At 45.9% G+C, this 17,966-nt stretch carries 11 protein-coding genes; 9 read left to right on the top strand and 2 right to left on the bottom strand.

What is annotated here, in order from left to right; translation table 11 throughout:
• The first annotated feature begins 1 nt into the window (after position 1).
• The 9 genes from AC4G47_RS13155 to AC4G47_RS13115 all read left to right on the top strand — a co-directional run bounded on the left by AC4G47_RS13155 (position 2) and on the right by AC4G47_RS13115 (position 15,769).
• Positions 2-3,217 carry a glycosyl hydrolase gene (locus AC4G47_RS13155; RefSeq protein WP_491106290.1) on the top strand — a complete coding sequence of 1,072 codons (3,216 nt, stop codon included), beginning with the start codon at positions 2-4 and terminating at the stop codon, positions 3,215-3,217.
• A 394-nt stretch (positions 3,218-3,611) separates the two neighbouring features.
• A complete protein-coding gene (locus AC4G47_RS13150; RefSeq protein WP_491106289.1) occupies positions 3,612-5,648 on the top strand; it encodes a GxGYxYP domain-containing protein in 2,037 nt (678 codons plus the stop codon).
• A 324-nt stretch (positions 5,649-5,972) separates the two neighbouring features.
• A protein-coding gene (locus AC4G47_RS13145; RefSeq protein WP_491104448.1) for an IS3 family transposase occupies positions 5,973-7,306 on the top strand; the annotation gives its coding sequence in 2 pieces (ribosomal slippage) (positions 5,973-6,375 and positions 6,375-7,306; 1,335 coding nt in all).
• A gap of 99 nt (positions 7,307-7,405) precedes the next feature.
• A complete protein-coding gene (locus AC4G47_RS13140) occupies positions 7,406-8,332 on the top strand; it encodes an AraC family transcriptional regulator (RefSeq protein WP_491106288.1) in 927 nt (308 codons plus the stop codon).
• 93 nt (positions 8,333-8,425) lie between these two features.
• Positions 8,426-10,333, top strand: a complete 1,908-nt coding sequence (locus tag AC4G47_RS13135) for a class I mannose-6-phosphate isomerase (RefSeq protein WP_491106287.1) — start codon at positions 8,426-8,428, stop codon at positions 10,331-10,333.
• A complete protein-coding gene (locus tag AC4G47_RS13130) occupies positions 10,326-11,321 on the top strand; it encodes an ROK family protein (RefSeq protein ID WP_491106286.1) in 996 nt (331 codons plus the stop codon). Before AC4G47_RS13135 ends, AC4G47_RS13130 begins: the two co-directional genes overlap by 8 nt.
• Before the next feature lie 2 nt (positions 11,322-11,323).
• Entirely contained in the window at positions 11,324-13,831 is a 2,508-nt protein-coding gene (locus tag AC4G47_RS13125; RefSeq protein ID WP_491106285.1) for a glycoside hydrolase family 38 N-terminal domain-containing protein, read from the top strand.
• A gap of 921 nt (positions 13,832-14,752) precedes the next feature.
• Positions 14,753-15,136 carry a nuclear transport factor 2 family protein gene (locus AC4G47_RS13120; RefSeq protein ID WP_491106284.1) on the top strand — a complete coding sequence of 128 codons (384 nt, stop codon included), beginning with the start codon at positions 14,753-14,755 and terminating at the stop codon, positions 15,134-15,136.
• A 228-nt stretch (positions 15,137-15,364) separates the two neighbouring features.
• Entirely contained in the window at positions 15,365-15,769 is a 405-nt protein-coding gene (locus AC4G47_RS13115; protein WP_491106283.1) for a hypothetical protein, read from the top strand.
• A 116-nt stretch (positions 15,770-15,885) separates the two neighbouring features.
• On the opposite strand, the gene AC4G47_RS13110 is transcribed toward AC4G47_RS13115, so the two are convergent.
• Entirely contained in the window at positions 15,886-16,284 is a 399-nt protein-coding gene (locus AC4G47_RS13110) for an RDD family protein (protein ID WP_458122730.1), read from the bottom strand.
• Between the two features lie 712 nt (positions 16,285-16,996).
• Positions 16,997-17,959, bottom strand: a complete 963-nt coding sequence (locus AC4G47_RS13105) for an ABC transporter substrate-binding protein (RefSeq protein ID WP_491106282.1) — start codon at positions 17,957-17,959, stop codon at positions 16,997-16,999.
• Positions 17,960-17,966 lie beyond the last annotated feature (7 nt).

Genomic DNA, 17,966 nt, shown 5'->3' with positions numbered 1-17,966 from the left:
GATGAATGTGAATAACATCATCGAAGAAGTTGGTACGGACCTAATACAGCTAAAGCAGCAATTCGAAAACCCGGATGCAACGTATCGCCCACAGCCTTTTTGGTTTCTGAATCATGAACTTGAGAAGCCGGAACTCCAGAGCCAGATTCAATCGATGTTTGAAGCGGGAGTCGGTGGGGTTGTCCTGCATGCGCGTCATGGTATGCAAACCCCATACCTGTCGCCAGAATTTATGGAAGTGTTGGAGTTCTGTACTACAGAGTGCGAGAAACGCAATATGGTCGTCTGGCTGTACGATGAGGATAATTGGCCGAGCGGAACTCTAGGCGGTAAGTTAACACGTGAGCATCCGGAATATCGCATGCGTTACTTGAGAATGGAGGGAAAAAGATATTCGCGAGGTCCTGAGCAGGAAGGATTGAAGCTGGACTTTGCCTCTTATGATCACAATGAGCTTATCGCCATTCTGGCTTATCGTTCCGTCCACCATGATGGGGAGTGGCTGCTCTATGATGAACCGGAAGATATCACACATTTATGGGGGCAGGATTGGAAGTCGGATACGGAGGATACTTATATCGTGCTGGCCTGTTGGTCCTGTGAGATCGCTGAAGGAATCACGTTTGCCAAAGGGTACTATCTCGATACATTGAATCCGGAAGCTGTTCAGACCTTCATCCAAATGTCTTATGAACCGTTTCTGCCATTGCAGACATATTTCGGCTCCACAATTCAAGGGGTATTTACCGACGAGCCAGGGCTCATGATTCATGATGGTTTCTCCGGGGTGGAAGCGATCCGAACGGTTGTTGATGATGTGGGTGCTACATTGCCGGGCATGGTCTTCGCATGGACACATGAGATGGCAAAGCGGTATCAACATGAGAATGGGTATGATCTTATCCCGCGGTTGGGCGCATTGTTATACAACATGGCAGATGGCAGCCGGTCAACGAAACAGCAATATTATGATACGATTACGCGCTGGTATGTTGAGGGCTATCATGCTGCGATTCGTACATGGTGTGAGCGGCATGGACTGCTGTATATCGGTCATACGCTGGAGGAGCCGGTCTGGGGACAGGCTAGGTCTCAAGGCAATCAGACCCGTGTATTGCAGCAGTTCCACTACGCAGGCGTGGATTATCTAACTCCCGGAATCGGTACAAAGGAGAATCCGCATCGCATCGTGTCCGTTAAGACAGCGGCTTCTGTAGCACAGCTGGATAGGAAGAAACGAGTGATTTGTGAATCTTTTGGCGCAAGCGGTCACGGCTATTCCATGCGTCAGAGGCGACTCGATGCTAATTTCATGGCTTTCTTAGGTGTGAATCTGTTTATTCCGCATGCGTTTTATTATTCGTTTGCGGGGTATCGTAAGACCGATTTCCCTCCGACGGAATTCAAACATGCACCGCATTGGCCGCATTATAGAGCTTTTGCCGATTATATTGGTCGATTGAGTCTGCTAAGTGCACGCGGTAAACGAACGCCAGAGGTACTCCTGTTATCGCCTATTCATACGGTGTACCAAAATATGTTCGCATCTGGTGAGTCGAATATGCATCCTTCTTCAGATGTGCTGTTCTCGCTCCTGTCGGATCGCATGCTGCGCGGGTCCATCGATTATGACTATGTAGATGAATGTCAGCTTCGCGATGCCACCCTCCTGGATGGAGAAGGGTATCGATTTGGCGACAATGAGAATGTATATTCGATTTTGATTATGCCAGAGATTGAGGTCATGTCAGGAGACATCGCAGCTAGACTCGTTTCCTTTGTCAAGCAAGGAGGCACTCTAATTGCAGTAGGAACGACTCCACAGCATAGCGAGGCCCTTCGGCAAGATCCAGAGTTGCTAAAGTATATGAATGAGTTATTCAGCTCCGATCGTCGGCATGGGAAATTACATGCTGTTGGCAAGGGGTACAGCATGTTCTATTCCATGGAAGACTCTGCTCATGAAGGCGATCAAGCTGGGGATCGACTTGAAGCATTTTGTGCTCTATTAAGTGATTTGTTAAGAGAATCACCAGCAATTCTCTGGAACCTGATAAAAGGGCAGTCTGAAGATCTGATTAGGGTGGAACGCAAGATCGGAGATCTGGTGTATGTGTGGATTATGAATTGGTCGGAGCAGCCAGTGACCATTAAGCTTGATCCAATAGAAAGTAAGGATGACTTGGAAGAATGGGACTTGGAGAGCGGGGGAGTGCGTCGGTTAGACTGTGAAGCGGTTCTTTTATTTGTGCCGGGAGAGCTGCGAGTACTATCGGTAAGACTTCATGAAGGTCCGTCCTTTCCGCAAAAACAAATGAACAATGGAGAGCGAACTTCTACGGATGTGGTAGTTCTTGATGAGAAGTGGCAGTTCAAAACTGTCGACCCCAATGTGCTTCTGCTAGATCAATGGCATGTAACGTTGAATGACCGACAGTCCAAGATGAACGCCACGATGCCTGGACAAGTGAATACGTATCGCACTACGTTTATGATGACGCAAGAATTGATCGAGATTGTACAATCACAGAGCAATTCGGGTCATGTCGATGAGTCAGGAAAAAAATCGGCCAAGATTGAGTTGATTCTAGATGATGTAGAGCAGAAGATTCCATCACATATCGGCTTTCTGTCACGTAGAAGGAATCTTGAAATCTTCGTCAATGGTATACGCCAGGAAGCGTTGAAACCAACTTCTTGGCAGGACGCTTATTATGACAGTGTATATATCACACCACATTTGTTGGTTGGCGAGAATGAGCTGGAGATTCTGACGGTTTCTTTACTGGAACCAATGCCGGCTATTTCATTCCCGGCATTTCTGATTGGTCCATTCGCAATAGAAGATCATACTACGTTAACTACCGATGTGGAAAATATGGTTGGATGTTGGGATTCTACCGGCTATCCTTATTATTCGGGCACAGGATCCTACTCGCAACATGTGGATCTGACAGATGTCAGCTTAACTGCAAATGATGAATTATGGCTGGTAGCTGAAGATATAAGGGAGACGGCATGTTTATATGTGAATGATATGGAAGCTGGCATCCGGTTATGGCCGCCTTACCAATGGAACATAACGCCATATGTACAAGAAGGAAATAATATAATTAACATTCATGCAGCAAATACACTAGAGAATTTATATGGAAAATTAGCACTGCCTTCAGGGATAAATGGACAGGTGAGGTTGGTACGGCGAGCGCAAGGATAGGGATTATACTCCAACTTTTATGATAAGAATGACTGGTCTTTAAAAGGTCCGGTCATTCTTTATTTGTTTATAACTATATCGCCTTATAATATATATTTAATATACTTATATAGGATCTAAATAAACCGATTAAAAAAGGCGGTATTTAAGCTGTAAACATAAAAATGCGGTGTCGTACAATTAAAAAGGTTAATTGAATTGTTATAAAATGTCGAATTTAAGGAACCTTTGTCGAAGTCATTGAAAATCATATATTATATATTTAATATATAAATGAAATGAATTATTTACCGAGGAAGGAGTGTATAAGAAGAGAACGCTGTTTGTCCCATTACTGCACATGGCACCACATGACTTCACATTTCACATCACATTAAAAGGAGAAATGACAATTATGATTCGTAAGTTAGCGGTTTTGTGTATTACCCTTGTCTGCACAACAGTGTTCTCGGTTAGCGCATTTGCTGCTTCTAATGATTCAAAGCATGTGGATTCTTTGAAATGGCCTAAAAATCAAGCGCTTCCAAACTTCGGTAAAGTTGAACACCTGGATGTTGCCAATGTGTATGAGGCACAGGGGGATATCAAATTGCTTTTGACAACTCTTTCAGGAGTTGTGAATCGGGAAAAACCACGAGTTTATGTGCTACAGAATAAAGTTGACCCTTGGCTGAAGGACTTAAAGGTTCCATATAAGCAATATGACAACGCTATGGATGTTTTCAAGAAATATGCAAAAGAGATTAAAGGCATTATTGTATATGATCCAAATTTACCCGATTCAATTAATGTGGCAACTACACTTGCTGGACTAAAGAATGCTGTTGTCGCCAGTCCCGAACTTGCACAACAATTAACTGCTGCACCATATAACCTGTCGGTACTTGAAGACTTACAAGGCAAATTCAAGAATCGTATGGACGCGTACAATTGGCAATATGAGAATCTTTGGAGCCAAACGACTCAAAGAATGTTGGTCGGATTGAGTCCGGGCACATCCATCCCAATGCCGCCAGGAAATTTTGAATCATTCGAAACGATTGCTATCGAAAAGGAACAAGTACGTGATGGAAGTAATCGGAAAACATTTGAATATGATTTGTCTTCCTATTTGGGAAAAGAGGCTGTCTATCTCCGCTTCGAAGATGCCTTTTCTCAGGATGGCTGGGGGCCAGCCGTTCATCAAGTGACTGTGAAGGCAGATGGACAGGTCATCTCAGATTTTAAAACGGGTACCCCAGAGGAAGAAACGTTTCTCTATGACAGACATAACTCCAAATTTTTACCTGGAAGCGACCACCGCTTCGTAGATCACGGCAATTACTTTGTATACGAATTTAAACCTGCAGCCAATACGAAGCAATTAACAGTATCTATTGACATGTGGAACCAGTATAAAGTATCAGCGAGCAGCATTAAACCACTTTCATCTGAGGAGAAGGAACCTTATGGTTTTCTACGTGATTATGCCGTAGCAAACAAAGCAATGGTCTTCTGGCTGTCAACAAGTGTGCCTGAGGAAAAGGCGCTTTTCGAGAAGATTCTATCCGACGTAGAGCCGGGGACACCATATATGGGATGGTTCGACAATGATTTTGAGGGGGAGGTCGCTGGCCTCGAACTAACGTCTCGTCATAGTGTCTATGTTATACCTTCTGACTGGTTTCATAACATGACCGTATTTTCAGGAACAAAAGTGAAACAAGAACCGACACCTAAACGAGTTGATCCTAAGCTCGAGAATAAAATTTACGTGACCTATACCTTTGGCGAAGGCGACAATATGCAATACGACCTGAATCATATGCGTAACTTATGGGCTGATCCCGCTCGGGGCAAAGTACCCATTAACTGGACCTCAAGTCCGCTGCTGTATGATGCAGCTCCTGCCGTTCTAAATTATTACCGTTCAACTGCGACGGAAAATGATCTGCTTGTCGCAGGACCATCTGGAGCGAGCTACTTCAATCCGCACGTCTGGCCGAAGGAGACATTTACGGAATACTTGAAACAATCCTATTCGTATCTTAAGAAAACCGACATGTCATACCCTTATGTGCTGAATCGGGAACTTGGAAAAGACATTCCGCTCAGCGAGTCAACAGCAGCTGCGTATGAGAAAAATTATAAACTCAAAGGTCTTTTCTTGGCAGGGGAAGATAAAGACGATATTAAAATCATCAATGGGAGCCTTCCGGTATCTATGATGCGAGGCATCTCCACTGTTCAGGACGGAAAAAAGGTATTGACTGATGCAAAGAAAGACTGGGATGGCAAATCTGCAAAGTTTATTTCGATTGGGATCAACGCGTGGAGTATGACACCATCGGATGTTTTAGCTATCACGGAATCTCTTGGGCCAGAATACCAGATCGTCAAGGCTGATGAATATTTCTCACTCGTCCGAAAAGCCCATGGATTGTCCAAATAAGGTAGAGAAGATAGGAATCTTTCAATCTCAAGTAATGTGATAAGAAGCATGAAGGCGAGCCGATGGCTCGTCTTTTTTGCGCTGTGCTTGATCACTCTGGACTTAGAGCCACAATTTCAGCAACCTTTAGATGTGGATCAAGTAAACAACGTTCAAGATTTAATTAGTAACAAGAAAAGCCGCTTTTGTGAGTAACTAAATATACGTATAAAAAGGCCTATTCTTCTAGTAAACTGTACCCTATAGAGTAGACACTTTAAAAAAGTCTCTCTATGGGGTACTTTTGTTATATACCATGAACGAGACGAGGACGGAGAACGATTAATGAGTAAGAAAACATTTACAACACGCGAAGTAGAGCAATTTGCTACAAATCCCTATGTGAAGTCTGTTTCGACCAAGGGAATCACTTATACGGACGAGTTCAAACAACTCTTTATTACATTAAATCAGCAAGGAAGGCTGCCTAGAGAGATCTTTGAGACTTGTGGATTTGACGTTCAGATCATTGGAATGACTCGGGTCAAAGCCGCAGCTGACCGATGGAGAGCTAGTTACAACGAGCAAGGGGCTCTAGGCTTACAAGATACACGAGGCAAACATTCAGGAGAGTCTCTAAAACGAGAGTTAACCTTGGCAGAAAAGAACGCGAAACTCGAAGCACAGATTCACCTGCTCCAAGCAGAGAATGAACTCTTAAAAAAGATTCGCCTGGCCGAACGGGGGTGGAACCACGAGTAAAACTAACGCCTGGTCTTCGATACAGGTTAATCCGAACCGTGATTGAGAAATACCATCTTCAGCGAATGGTAAGTGTTCTGTGTGAGACTGCCGGGGTCTCCAAAAGCGGATATTACCGATACTGGAGCACTTCAGCCATTCACAGCCGCACGAAGAAGGAACAGGTTGATGAGGAAATAGGTGTGTACATCCGTCAAGCCTTCCAGTTTAAGAAACGTAACAAGGGCGCTCGCTCCATTAAGATGACGCTGCAAGGACAATTTCAGATCATCTGGAATCTCAAGCGCATCCGAAGAATCATGAAAAAATACGATATTGTATGTCCTCATCGACGAACTAATCCCTACAAACGAATGATGAAGGCAACCCATGAACATCGAACTATGCCTAACCTGTTACAACGCAACTTCAAACAAGGCATCCCGGGCAAAGTACTTCTAACAGATATTACATACTTAAGTTACGGCCAAGGGAAACGCGCCTATCTATCCACCATCAAGGATAGTTCCACCAATGAAATTTTGGCTTATCATGTGTCGGAGCGAATGACGATGGATCTGGCGACAAACACGTTGCTCCACTTACAGAAAAATCGCAAATTCAAGAAGAGTCATGATGCCTTCATTCATTCCGATCAAGGTACGCACTACACTCATCCGGATTTTCAGAAGAAAGTGAAACGGATGGGGCTTGGGCAATCCATGTCCAGACGAGGAAATTGTTGGGATAACGCACCACAGGAGTCGTTTTTTGGTCATTTTAAGGACGAAACTTCCTTAAAGAGCTATGCCACGTTAGACGAAGTCAAACGAGAAGTTAAATCCTATATGACCTACTATAATCACTATAGATACCAGTGGAACCTAAAAAGGATGACCCCTGTACAATACAGAGATCATCTTCTTGAAGCCGTATAGTTTTTTTTAGAAATGTCCTTTACATAGGGTACAGTTTACTTCTGGTTTGCCTTTTTGCTGTGCAAACGTATAATGAGAGCTTGAAGGGGGAAGAGGGCTATGACTATCGAATCGAGTTTTCGCCGGGCCAATCACATTTGCAACCGTTATATTACGAAAGTGGAACAGGCGGGGCTTTCAGTGTCCGTTTTATATTGGGGATTCATGCCCGACCATTTCGACAATGCCCTTCACCGTCATTCCTTCTTCGAGGCCTGTTATGTGGTAGACGGGGAAGGAAGCTACTTTGAACAAAATCGGCAGTATGCTTTAAATAAAGGTACAGCGTTTCTATCTCTTCCAGGCGAATGGCATCAAATCCGCAGCCAGACAGGTCTGACGCTTTGTTACGTTGCTTTTGAGCTAGATGAAGTCCCCACAGATGCTTATTATGCCGAATCCTTCCGACGTCTTGCCGAGCTTGGACAGAACGTAGTCCCGCAAGCAGACATTACGCCGACCGGCCATTTATGGCAGGCTCTTATTGCTTCTTTTGACTTGCCGGGGGCAACGCTTTCTCTTGCTGTGAAGCAAATCTCGGCTTCTCTGCTGTTATCCATAGCGGATTTGCACGCTCCTGCACCAGCAGATTCGGCCGACACAGCGGAACAACCAGCGGAAACCAATACATTATTCCGCCAGGCTAAACGGTATATTGATGATAATATGAACAATGAGCTTACGCTTGTGACGGTGTCAAAGCACCTTCACATTTCGTCCCGCCACCTAACCCGGCTGTTTCAGGAAAACCTGGGGCAATCCTTCGTTCACTATATCCAGGAACGGCGTGTGCAACATGCCGCCTGGATCCTGTTAAATGAACAGACTCCAATCAAAGATATTGCCATCCAGTGCGGGTTCCAGTCCGTGCACTATTTTACCCGGATTTTCACACGCGAGCTTGGCGTTTCCCCGGCCAAATTCCGCCGCATTCAGTTTGCCGAAGGCCGTTCCGGCCAATTGCACTACCCTCCTAAGATGTCCTGATTGTACAAAAACAGAGCTTGATCGTTCAAAGACAGCCCCTCCAACTCCCTATACAATAATGACATAAATCGATAGAGAGCTGGAGGTGCAGGCATGCCACGAATAACCCCCTTGACCTTTAACGCCGACCCCGTCAATTTCATCCGTCTTCGGCCAGATCACGAGACCAAGCCCGGTATCTGGAATGGGTATGAAGAATGGCTTGAGCAAATTTGGTCCGACGGTGCCCGGAGCGGTTTGCGTCCCGTTTATATGATCATTGACGGTACACACGGTGCCCCGTTCAGCGAATGTATGGAAAGGCTCCGGTCGCGCTGCCGCCGGGAGAACAGGGTTTTAATTGAAATAGACAGCACTGATTATTTGAAGCCTTCAGCAGATCTGCTGAAGCAGTTTCACCCTTATCTGACCGATAATCGTGCTTTTGGCGTTGTGGCATCGGACGTAACCGTTGAGGATTATTTCAGGCCAAACGCACAGGCGGCTTGGCTCAGCGATATGGAGTATCAGCTGCAGCTTTATGGTTACGCCGATAATGCAGAGCCCCACCTGCCAAATAGTGATCAGTCGGCCCCCATCGTTGTGACCTTCGGGCCCGGTGCCGGCTTCCTATCAACAGCAGCGGAGTCGGCTAACGTTTCTCTTTTTTGCGACTTATCCAGAGAGACTCAACAGAACCTGCACCGGCAGGGGATGGGTTCCCTGGGATTGGGACCATGCGAGGATATGATCGAAACCTACAAACAGGCCTTGTTTTTGGAATGGCCCGTCTGGGAGACATATCGGAAACGCCGCTTATACAATTTTGACTACTATATGGATATGAACAATCGGGAACAGCCGGTTTTGGTCACCGTCTCCATGCTTCAACGACTTTTGGCTTCTGCAGCCAGACAGCCTTTTCGAGTAAAGCCGTTTTTTGTGCCGGGAATTTGGGGCGGACAATATTTGAAAGCGTTATGCGGCCTGCCCCGGGGATGGGATAACTGCGCTTGGGGTTTTGAACCTGTCGCGCCGGAAAATACCCTTTTAATTGGATATCGGGATTTTATATTGGAGCTTCCCTTTCCGCTTCTGCTATCCGCTCATCCGGTAGCAATTTTGGGAGAGCGCAATGTTCGACTGTTTGGCGACTATTTTCCAATCCGGTTTGATTATCTCGATACGATAGACGGGGATCATCTGTCTTTGCAGGTTCACCCAGAGCAGACTTACATCGAGCAGACCTTCAATGAAACGATGACGCAGCAGGAATCCTATTACATTATGGAGCAAAAGGAAGGCCCCCAACCTTTTGTGGCGCTGGGCTTCACCGAAGGAACAACCGGGGAGGAACTTATTCAGGCGGTTGAATCCGCACATGCCTCAGGAGAACCGCTGAAGGTCGATGAATATGTGAACATCTTGGATGCGAATAAGGGTGATCTATTCCTGATCCCGCCGGGAGCTGTTCATTTTTTGAGTAAAAATAATCTGGTACTGGAGATCTCTTCGACAACCTGGTGGTTTACCTTCAAAATTTATGACCATTTGCGGCTCGATCGAGACGGGCGGCCGCGGCCGATTAACAGCGATCATGCCAGACCGAACATACTGGAGCAATTTGACACCCATTATGTTCATAAACATTTGGTAGCCGTCCCAAAGGAATGCCGAATCCAGGGAGCCAGCAGCGAAGAGCTGCTGGGTGAGCGGGAGGATCTGCTTTTTCAGGTGAAAAGATTGAAGCTGGACGGAGAGTGGATCGACGATACGGGTGGAGAGTTTCTCATGTTTAACCTCGTAGAAGGCAACCGTGTGCGGCTTACTCCGCTTGATAACGAGGCAGCGGCCGTGGAGTGGGGGTACGCAGAAGCGTATATCGTTCCCGCTTCAGTCGGCGGTTTTCGCCTTGAGTCGCTGGGCGACCTGCCGTGCACCCTGATTCGGGCACGGGTTTCACCAGGTTGGAACATCCCCCTGCTTCCTCATCACTGGAATCCGGTGAACGCGGATGAATAACGACGTCACCATCGCTATTGATGCTGGGGGAACTTTTTTGAAGGCTGGCGTTCTAAGAGGGGGGCATCTATTGCCCGAGCTCTATGTCACAAGGCCGTCGCACTCCGATGGCAGCCCCTACGAAATCACCGCTAATCTGGCAGCCGTGATTCAGGAACTTGCCGCTGCCTACGTCGCCTACATGGAGCGGGGTGATTCCGATAAAGAGACCGCGGAAGCGGCCAGCTTTCTCAACTTTCATATCGGCTTTGCTATCCCCGGTCCCTTTGAATACGAAACAGGCATTTCCCATATCCGGGGATTGAATAAATACGAGCAACTCTACGATCTGAATTTAAAAACGCTGCTGCGGTATAAATTAATGAAGCTTGCGACGGAAAGCACCTCTCCCGCATGGATTTCCCGGCTGGCTGCCGCAGATATTCGGTTTGGCAATGATGCTGCCTTGTTCGCCCTGGGAATCAGCAGGCTTTTTCCTCAAGAGAGGTTGCTGTGCCTTACGCTAGGAACGGGCCTCGGCTCGGCTTTTATTGAGAGCAGGTCAATTGTCAGTGGAAAATGGGGCATTCCCGACTCAGGCATGTTATATGCTGAGCGATTCAAGGGAGAAACCGCCGATGATCTGTTTGGAGCTCGAGGAATTCTGGCCTTGGCGGACCGCCTTGGTGCCAGAAGGGACGGAGAAGACGTGTACCGTCTGGCCATGGAGGCCAGACAGGGAGTCTCCTCCGCCATCCGTGTATGGCAGCTTTACGGACAGCTGCTCGGGGAAATGCTGCGTCCGTACGTGGCAGCGTTTCACCCCGCACGTCTGATCCTGGGCGGACAAATTGCCGGCACCCATGAATTGTTTGGTCGCGCACTTTCAGAAGCACTGTTGCCCGAGAAGGTTCCTTTGCATTATGAGAAACAAATGCAGGAGCATGTGTTTCATGGGATTTCCCAACTTGTAAGCGGTACCTATTCCACGAATGAAGGAGAAAAATAAATATGACGCTCGAACGACAAATCAAACAGGCAGTTCTCCCTACGCTTGATCGGAAATGGAAAATATACGTCATTCACCATTCCCATACCGACCTTGGTTATACTGATCGACAGGAAAAGATTGAGCAATATCATGTCGATTTTATCCGTCAGGCGCTGCATATTGTTAATGAGGCCCATAATGGAATAAAACCCGAATGGAAAGGATTCCGCTGGACCTGTGAGACATTCTGGGCTGTGGAACAATTTTTGAAGCAAGCCGGGGATGAGGAGAAAGCTGCATTTGCCGACGCCGTGCGGCGCGGTGATATTGAGTTATCCGGTACTTATCTGAATATGACCGAACTGCCCGACATGCCGTTGTTGAACAAAATACACGGCAAGGCACAGCGTTATGCCGACTCTATCGGTTACCAAATAGACAGCGCGATGACGGCGGATATCAACGGCTACAGTTGGGGATATGCCGACAGCCTGCTGGATAATGGGATCCGGCATTTATTCAGCTGTATACATACCCATCACGGTATGTATGCGCTGGGACGCAAGCAGTCTCCCTTCTGGTGGGAGGCCCCAAGCGGGGAACGCCTGCTGGTCTGGAATGGAGATCACTACATGCTTGGCAACGAACTTGGCTTATGCCCCGGTGCGCTTGGCAAATACATGATTCGTGATGAATTTGGCCACAGACGGATGGAGCCGGCACATATTCACGATCCAATCGCCAATACTCGCATCCACCGCTACTTGGCTCAGCTTGAGGCGGAGCGGTATCCGTATGATTTCGTACCGGTGATGCTGTCCGGGCTGCCTACGGATAACGGATCTCCCAACAGTGCAATCATAGAATGGATCGAGGCGTGGAATCGACGAAGCGGAGAGGTGGTATCCGTGGAGATGATCACCTTGAGCGGTTTTTTTGCCCGGCTGAAGGAGGAAGGGACAGACGGACTGCCTGTTCATAAAGGAGATTGGCCCGACTGGTGGACGGACGGCGTTAGCTCCACGCCGATGCATACCCAGATTTATCGGGACGCGCAGCGTACGCTCCGTAAGGTGGAAAAGCTCGATCCTGAACAAAAAAGCGTCAGTCTCCAGGACATTGAGGCTGTGGAGCAGTCGCTTGCTCTCTATGCCGAGCACACCTGGGGTTATCATTCCTCTGTGTATGAACCTTGGCACAAAAATGTGCAGCTGCTTGAGGTTCGCAAGGCGGCACACGCCGCAGAGGCAAGCAGGCTTGCTTACCGCGCGCTGGATCAGGCGCTGCTGGCCGATAATGCTGCCACCTTGTACCCAGGGCGGCCTTACCGCTTCAAAGTCACGAACCTGTCGGAGCGGGAGGTAACCGAGTTGGTTCAGTTGAATCTCGAAGGATGGGAGCCGGATGAACTGTTGAACGGAGTAGAGGTGATCCGGGAGGACACGGGAGAAGTACTGATCCAGCAGTCAACTCACCCGCAGACGTGTATAGTGGAACTTAAGCTTCAAAGTATGGAGAATTGCATACTGATTCTGCGCCCGCTTCTGGTAGCGCAGCAGGATCAATCTTGCTTAACGTCAACCTCCAACTCCAAGCTGATCGGTGCCGATCAGGTGTACGACATGGAGGATATGTATTCGTTGACGCAGAGCAGCCTGCAGGCGCCTATCACCGTTTTTCAAAACGGGCTGGAGTCGCCTTTTATACACTTGACATGGTCGGTAGATCGAGGTATTTTCTCGTGGATCGATAAGGAGACTGGCCGTGAACTGCTCAAGCCGGATGATTCGTATGGTGCTTTCACACCCATCTATGAGGTGACGAATCCGGCGGATGCTTCCCAGGTGTGGAGCATCCGTTCAAGAATGGGTCGCAACCGTAAAGGCCTGAACGTGGATCGTTCGGTTGGTCAGCTCGTCTCTGTCCGCGCAGTGGATAATGGACCGCTATTCGCTACGGTTGAGCTAGGCTATCAGCTAACGGGCATCGCCTATTTCTCATTATTCCTGCGGGTCTATGCTCGGCAAAACCGGTTGGATATTTCGGTACGGTTGCATAAAGAGAGCGTTTGGAATCCAGAAAACGTATATCTGGCTTTACCTTTCACCTCGGGAGGCACGGGGCCGGTTACCCTGTTTGCTGACAAGCCGGGAGGGTTGGTTCGCCCGTGGAAAGATCAGATTCCGGGAACCTGCCTGGATTATTCCTCTGTGCAGTCGGGCATTGCCTGGCAGGATAACGACCGCAGCCTACTGCTTGCTGTCCCGGACACGCCGCTTGTGCAATGGGGGACGCTGGATTACGGACTCCGAAAGGTACACACCCAGCAAGCGCCCGATGCTCAACCAGGAGCCTATGCCTGGCTGATGACGAATTACTGGGAAACGAATTTTAAGGCCACCTTGGGCGGCTTCTATGAATTCCAATATTCTATTTCGGCCGGTGGCAGACTTTTGGCAGAAGATATGGCCGCAGCTCTGCAAGCGCTGAACGAACCGTTTGCAGTTGCCCGGGTCAACGAAAAATAAAATAAACCGATAGGCAAAAGCCCGGACTCATATTGAAGTGCACCCTTTAGAACAGACATTGAATAAACCCATGGTTTAACCAATGAAATTCTTGGGGTGCCTTTTTGTACTGCTATAAAGCGTTCCTGCCCAGCATTATAAGCTAAATTGTATGTACTCACGACGTTTAATTCATCGGAATTTTCACCAAACCAATCCGCAAATTCCAAGCGCACTAAATGACAAGCTGGTAAAGGGAGATCTAAACGATGAACCGGTTGTCGAATTTATTAAGGGCAGCCGACCAACGTGATCGGCTGCTTTTGTTTAATTAACTGGGCACGATAAGTTGAAGTTCGGGGAGAAAAAATCCCTTACGTCCGGCAAGTTGAAGTCCATCTTATACCTACATACTCGTGTCAATATAGACTTGTCCGTCTTTGTCTGCTTCTTGGGTATTGTTGTACTCTACGGCCGTGCTCAAGGATATCGGATTAGACGCTCACCCAGCGATGTGCGGGCATGAGTAAGAGAGGATGATTATTTGTATTTTTCTCTGGTATCTCTCTTCAAATATGTGCGACAGGAACAGAACATTATGAAAGGTAGATAACCTTGTTATATTATATTCATCCATTGAAGGGGGGATTGCACAATCCAACATCTCATCACTTCCTTTAAAGTTATTCATGTTGTATGTATTAATATATGATTCTACTAATCGCAACGATAGTGCTTCTACCTATTAATAGGAGAGATAGAAGAAAGGTCCGGGTGGATTCCTTTTCTGTTCCCGCGAACTCGACGCTGATCAAAGTGATCGGCTGCTTTTGTTCAACTAACGGGCAGGTTAGTTGCAATATATGGTAACATTACATTGAGAATAAGTTGCCTAGGTAAACAAGGGTACCATCTTTTTTTGTAAAGGAGAGGAGTATGGTTATGGTTAGTAAAGAAATAAGGGACATAATTGAAAATTATCTTGAAGCATACAATTCATTTGAAATTGAAAGAATGGTCGGACTTTTACATAATGACATAATATTCAGGAATATTTCCAATGGAGAAACTACAACGGAGACCAGAGGAATAACAGCATTTAGGGAGTTGGCAGAACAGTCGTCAACGATGTTCTCCAGCCGTCGCCAGACTATTACCAATTACTGTGTTATAAATGACAAAGTAGAGGTAGGAATCGATTATGAAGGTATTCTTGCCGTGGATTTTCCTAATGGATTAAAGAGTGGGGATAAGCTGCAATTAAAAGGAAAGACAACATTTGAGATTAAGGAAGGAAAAATTTCTTTGATTGAAGATTACAGTTGAATACACCACACGTTTTTTAAGCTAACGGGAGACGTTAATTCAGATTAGCATGGAGCAGTTCGCCGATTGGCAACTGCTCCGTTTTCGTTAAGCTAACGGGCAGTATAGCGGAATAACGAACCATATGAAGCAGGGTAATGGTGTATTGATATGTAATTACAATGTATTGACATCGTAATTACAGTTGGGTTACAATTAGCATATTCAGGCTAAGGGGGAATCAATTAAATGGATACGAATTTACAAATACGAATATCAAAAGACATGAAAGAAAGTTTTCAACAGGTTGCTAAGGATAATAATAAAGATACCTCGTCACTAGTGCGTGACTGGATTTCAACGTATATATCTGAACATCAGCGAGTTGATGAAGAAATAGCAGCTGAGCTATATATGGCAGGGTACCAATTACAAGAAGCGCTTGGCGGGAGAGAAAACGTAAGCAATGAGTTTGCAAAACAATTGCAGGAATATTCCTTAACGAATCAAAAAGAATTCACACAGCGGATACTAACCATCTACATGGACCTTGATATGACAATTCCTTCATGTCTATCGAAAACGTATAAAGGGTTCGCTTTTTCTCAAATGTTTTTTAGAAAATATCTAAGTGGAAATGTTGGTCTCTATTGAGTATACATATGTACAAAATACGAGTTTTGTGAAACAGTACTAATGTTTTAAAAGGCTGCACATGAATTTTTAACTCTGTGCAGCCTTTTTTTTTACTTCTACCTGACTTTATTCCACTAATCCCAGACTACTTCTGTTCCTGCAATAAAGTCGTGTATTGCACGTCGATCCTCACGCATACCGACCATAAAAGCACTCACAATAATTCCGATACCCAACGTTACCGCATACACAAGTCCAGCCACAACAACTCGCATCAGCATCGTACCAATTTTTGGCGATTCATGTGTATCGTATTTACGGATTCGAATTCCACATATACGTTTTCCGATGGTCCGACCATACCAGTAAACTGGTAATAAAATTGAGTATAACGCACTAAATATTTTGGCAATCGGCTCATCCGCATCAAAGTTGCCCGTAAGCACACCTGCAATAATTACTAACGGAATTGAAATAATAAGACTATCCAACACACTTGCTCCTAATCTAATCCAAAAACCTGCTTTATACAAAATGCTTTCCTCCAAACTACAATTTTAAACTAAACAGCTAAATTACTTCACGAACTCCCTTCATAAAATATTTAACTTTATGTACACAACTCAGGTAGTATAACAGAAAATTTTACCTATTGACGATACAACTCCTATTTCTTTTCAATTGCACCCTTTGTGAATTTTATAACAAACTATCGAATAATCTTAACCGTTGATCATGTTCACATACATACTCTTACATAATCCTTTCTAATTATCCTTTTGATAAATGTGGATTTCGCCTCGTTAATCAACACAATAATAATTATGTAAACAAAAAGGCTACTCAACTTTTGTTAAGTAACCTTATACTCCACGATGGCATAGACTAAACCGGCGACTGCAAAGATCCAGACGTAAGTCATTCGGTTAAGATGGTATCCATTCACGAAATATGGACTGTACATGAGATCAAAAACCCACAGCCCTCCCCATCCAAAACCACCTGCATAGATCAAAATTCTCACCATAGGAAAGCATACATATTTCCGCAACAGCCATGAGACCGGGCTAAGAAAAACAACATAAAAAGCGATTAAATAGTGACCGAATCCCAGGATGAGCGACAATATATATATCAGGCCCCCCGCATTACGTAAACCATAATACTCTGTTGTTGTAATATGGTATCCTTCAATCCTTTCAAGAACGAGGAATGCTGTAATCCATAGTGAACGCTCTAATCCAACTACTTTTGTCCTTCCAAAATCATCGTACCCAGGCGGTCCATAAGCTCCATTCTTCCCATGGCTGTGTAGGAATAGTTGTAGTTATCGACATTGGAAATTTTGTAAATATTGCCGTTCTTCACGGCGTTCATGTTATTCCACACCTTACTGTCTACCATTTTGTTCTCACTACTCTCCATCAACAGCAGACGATCCGGATTAACGGTAACTAAAGCCTCAAGGGCGATCTCTTTGCCTCCCCAGCCCTCTGGATCAGGGATACCTTCTGTGCGCTTCAGACCCCATTCACCGTATAACATCTCGGCTGCACCTTTATTCGAATAGATCACCAGATTATTTGGATATGTTTCGATCACGGCAAATGATTCACCGTTTACAGCTGCCTCCAGTTTTTGTTTCCACTCTGCAGATTTCTTATCATATTGGGACAAGTACTCATCTTTCTTGCTTTCTTCTTCAAACGTATTTGCCAGGAATGTCAGTCTCTCTCTCCAATCATAGTATGAGTACGGCAATGCAATCGTAGGCGCAATTTTGGATAAGGTTTCATACTGATCCGTGTTAAAATCCTTACCCAGAATAATCAGGTCCGGATTAGCACCCGCTATAGCTTCAATGCTGAACGGGAAACCATACCAGCCCAAACTAACGGTATCTGCACTCAACTGATCCTTAATGGTTGGCGTGATCTCCTCCGGGTTGCCATAGTCAGCGCTCATCGTCGCTACAGGCGTTTTGCCAAGGATCAATAGCTCTTCTGTCGAGCCGGATAGATCGACAATGCGCTCCGGGCTCAGGGGAATTGTAATCTCTTCTCCATTTGGATTGGTAATCACTTTGGTCGTTGCTTTTACCGTTCCCTCGGAGGGGCTGTTCACTTCGCTGGTCGTCTGGGTTGTTCCACAGGCCGCCAAGGTGAGCATACAGCATAGTGCAATCCATACAGGAATTCGTTTAAACATCGTTGTC

This window comes from Paenibacillus sp. Negev47, assembly GCF_058313655.1.
The sequence above is the reverse complement of the archived record's forward strand: the minus strand, read 5'-3'. Positions and strand labels throughout refer to the sequence as shown.

What these genes read in the sequence shown, in the direction of transcription:
- AC4G47_RS13130 (WP_491106286.1), top strand. Translation starts at nt 10,326, where the DNA reads ATGAATAACGACGTCACCATCGCTATTGATGCTGGGGGAACTTTTTTG.
- AC4G47_RS13115 (WP_491106283.1), top strand. Translation starts at nt 15,365, where the DNA reads ATGGATACGAATTTACAAATACGAATATCAAAAGACATGAAAGAAAGT.
- AC4G47_RS13135 (WP_491106287.1), top strand. Translation starts at nt 8,426, where the DNA reads ATGCCACGAATAACCCCCTTGACCTTTAACGCCGACCCCGTCAATTTC.
- AC4G47_RS13140 (WP_491106288.1), top strand. Translation starts at nt 7,406, where the DNA reads ATGACTATCGAATCGAGTTTTCGCCGGGCCAATCACATTTGCAACCGT.
- AC4G47_RS13105 (WP_491106282.1), bottom strand. Translation starts at nt 17,959, where the DNA reads ATGTTTAAACGAATTCCTGTATGGATTGCACTATGCTGTATGCTCACC.
- AC4G47_RS13120 (WP_491106284.1), top strand. Translation starts at nt 14,753, where the DNA reads ATGGTTAGTAAAGAAATAAGGGACATAATTGAAAATTATCTTGAAGCA.
- AC4G47_RS13150 (WP_491106289.1), top strand. Translation starts at nt 3,612, where the DNA reads ATGATTCGTAAGTTAGCGGTTTTGTGTATTACCCTTGTCTGCACAACA.
- AC4G47_RS13125 (WP_491106285.1), top strand. Translation starts at nt 11,324, where the DNA reads ATGACGCTCGAACGACAAATCAAACAGGCAGTTCTCCCTACGCTTGAT.
- AC4G47_RS13155 (WP_491106290.1), top strand. Translation starts at nt 2, where the DNA reads ATGAATGTGAATAACATCATCGAAGAAGTTGGTACGGACCTAATACAG.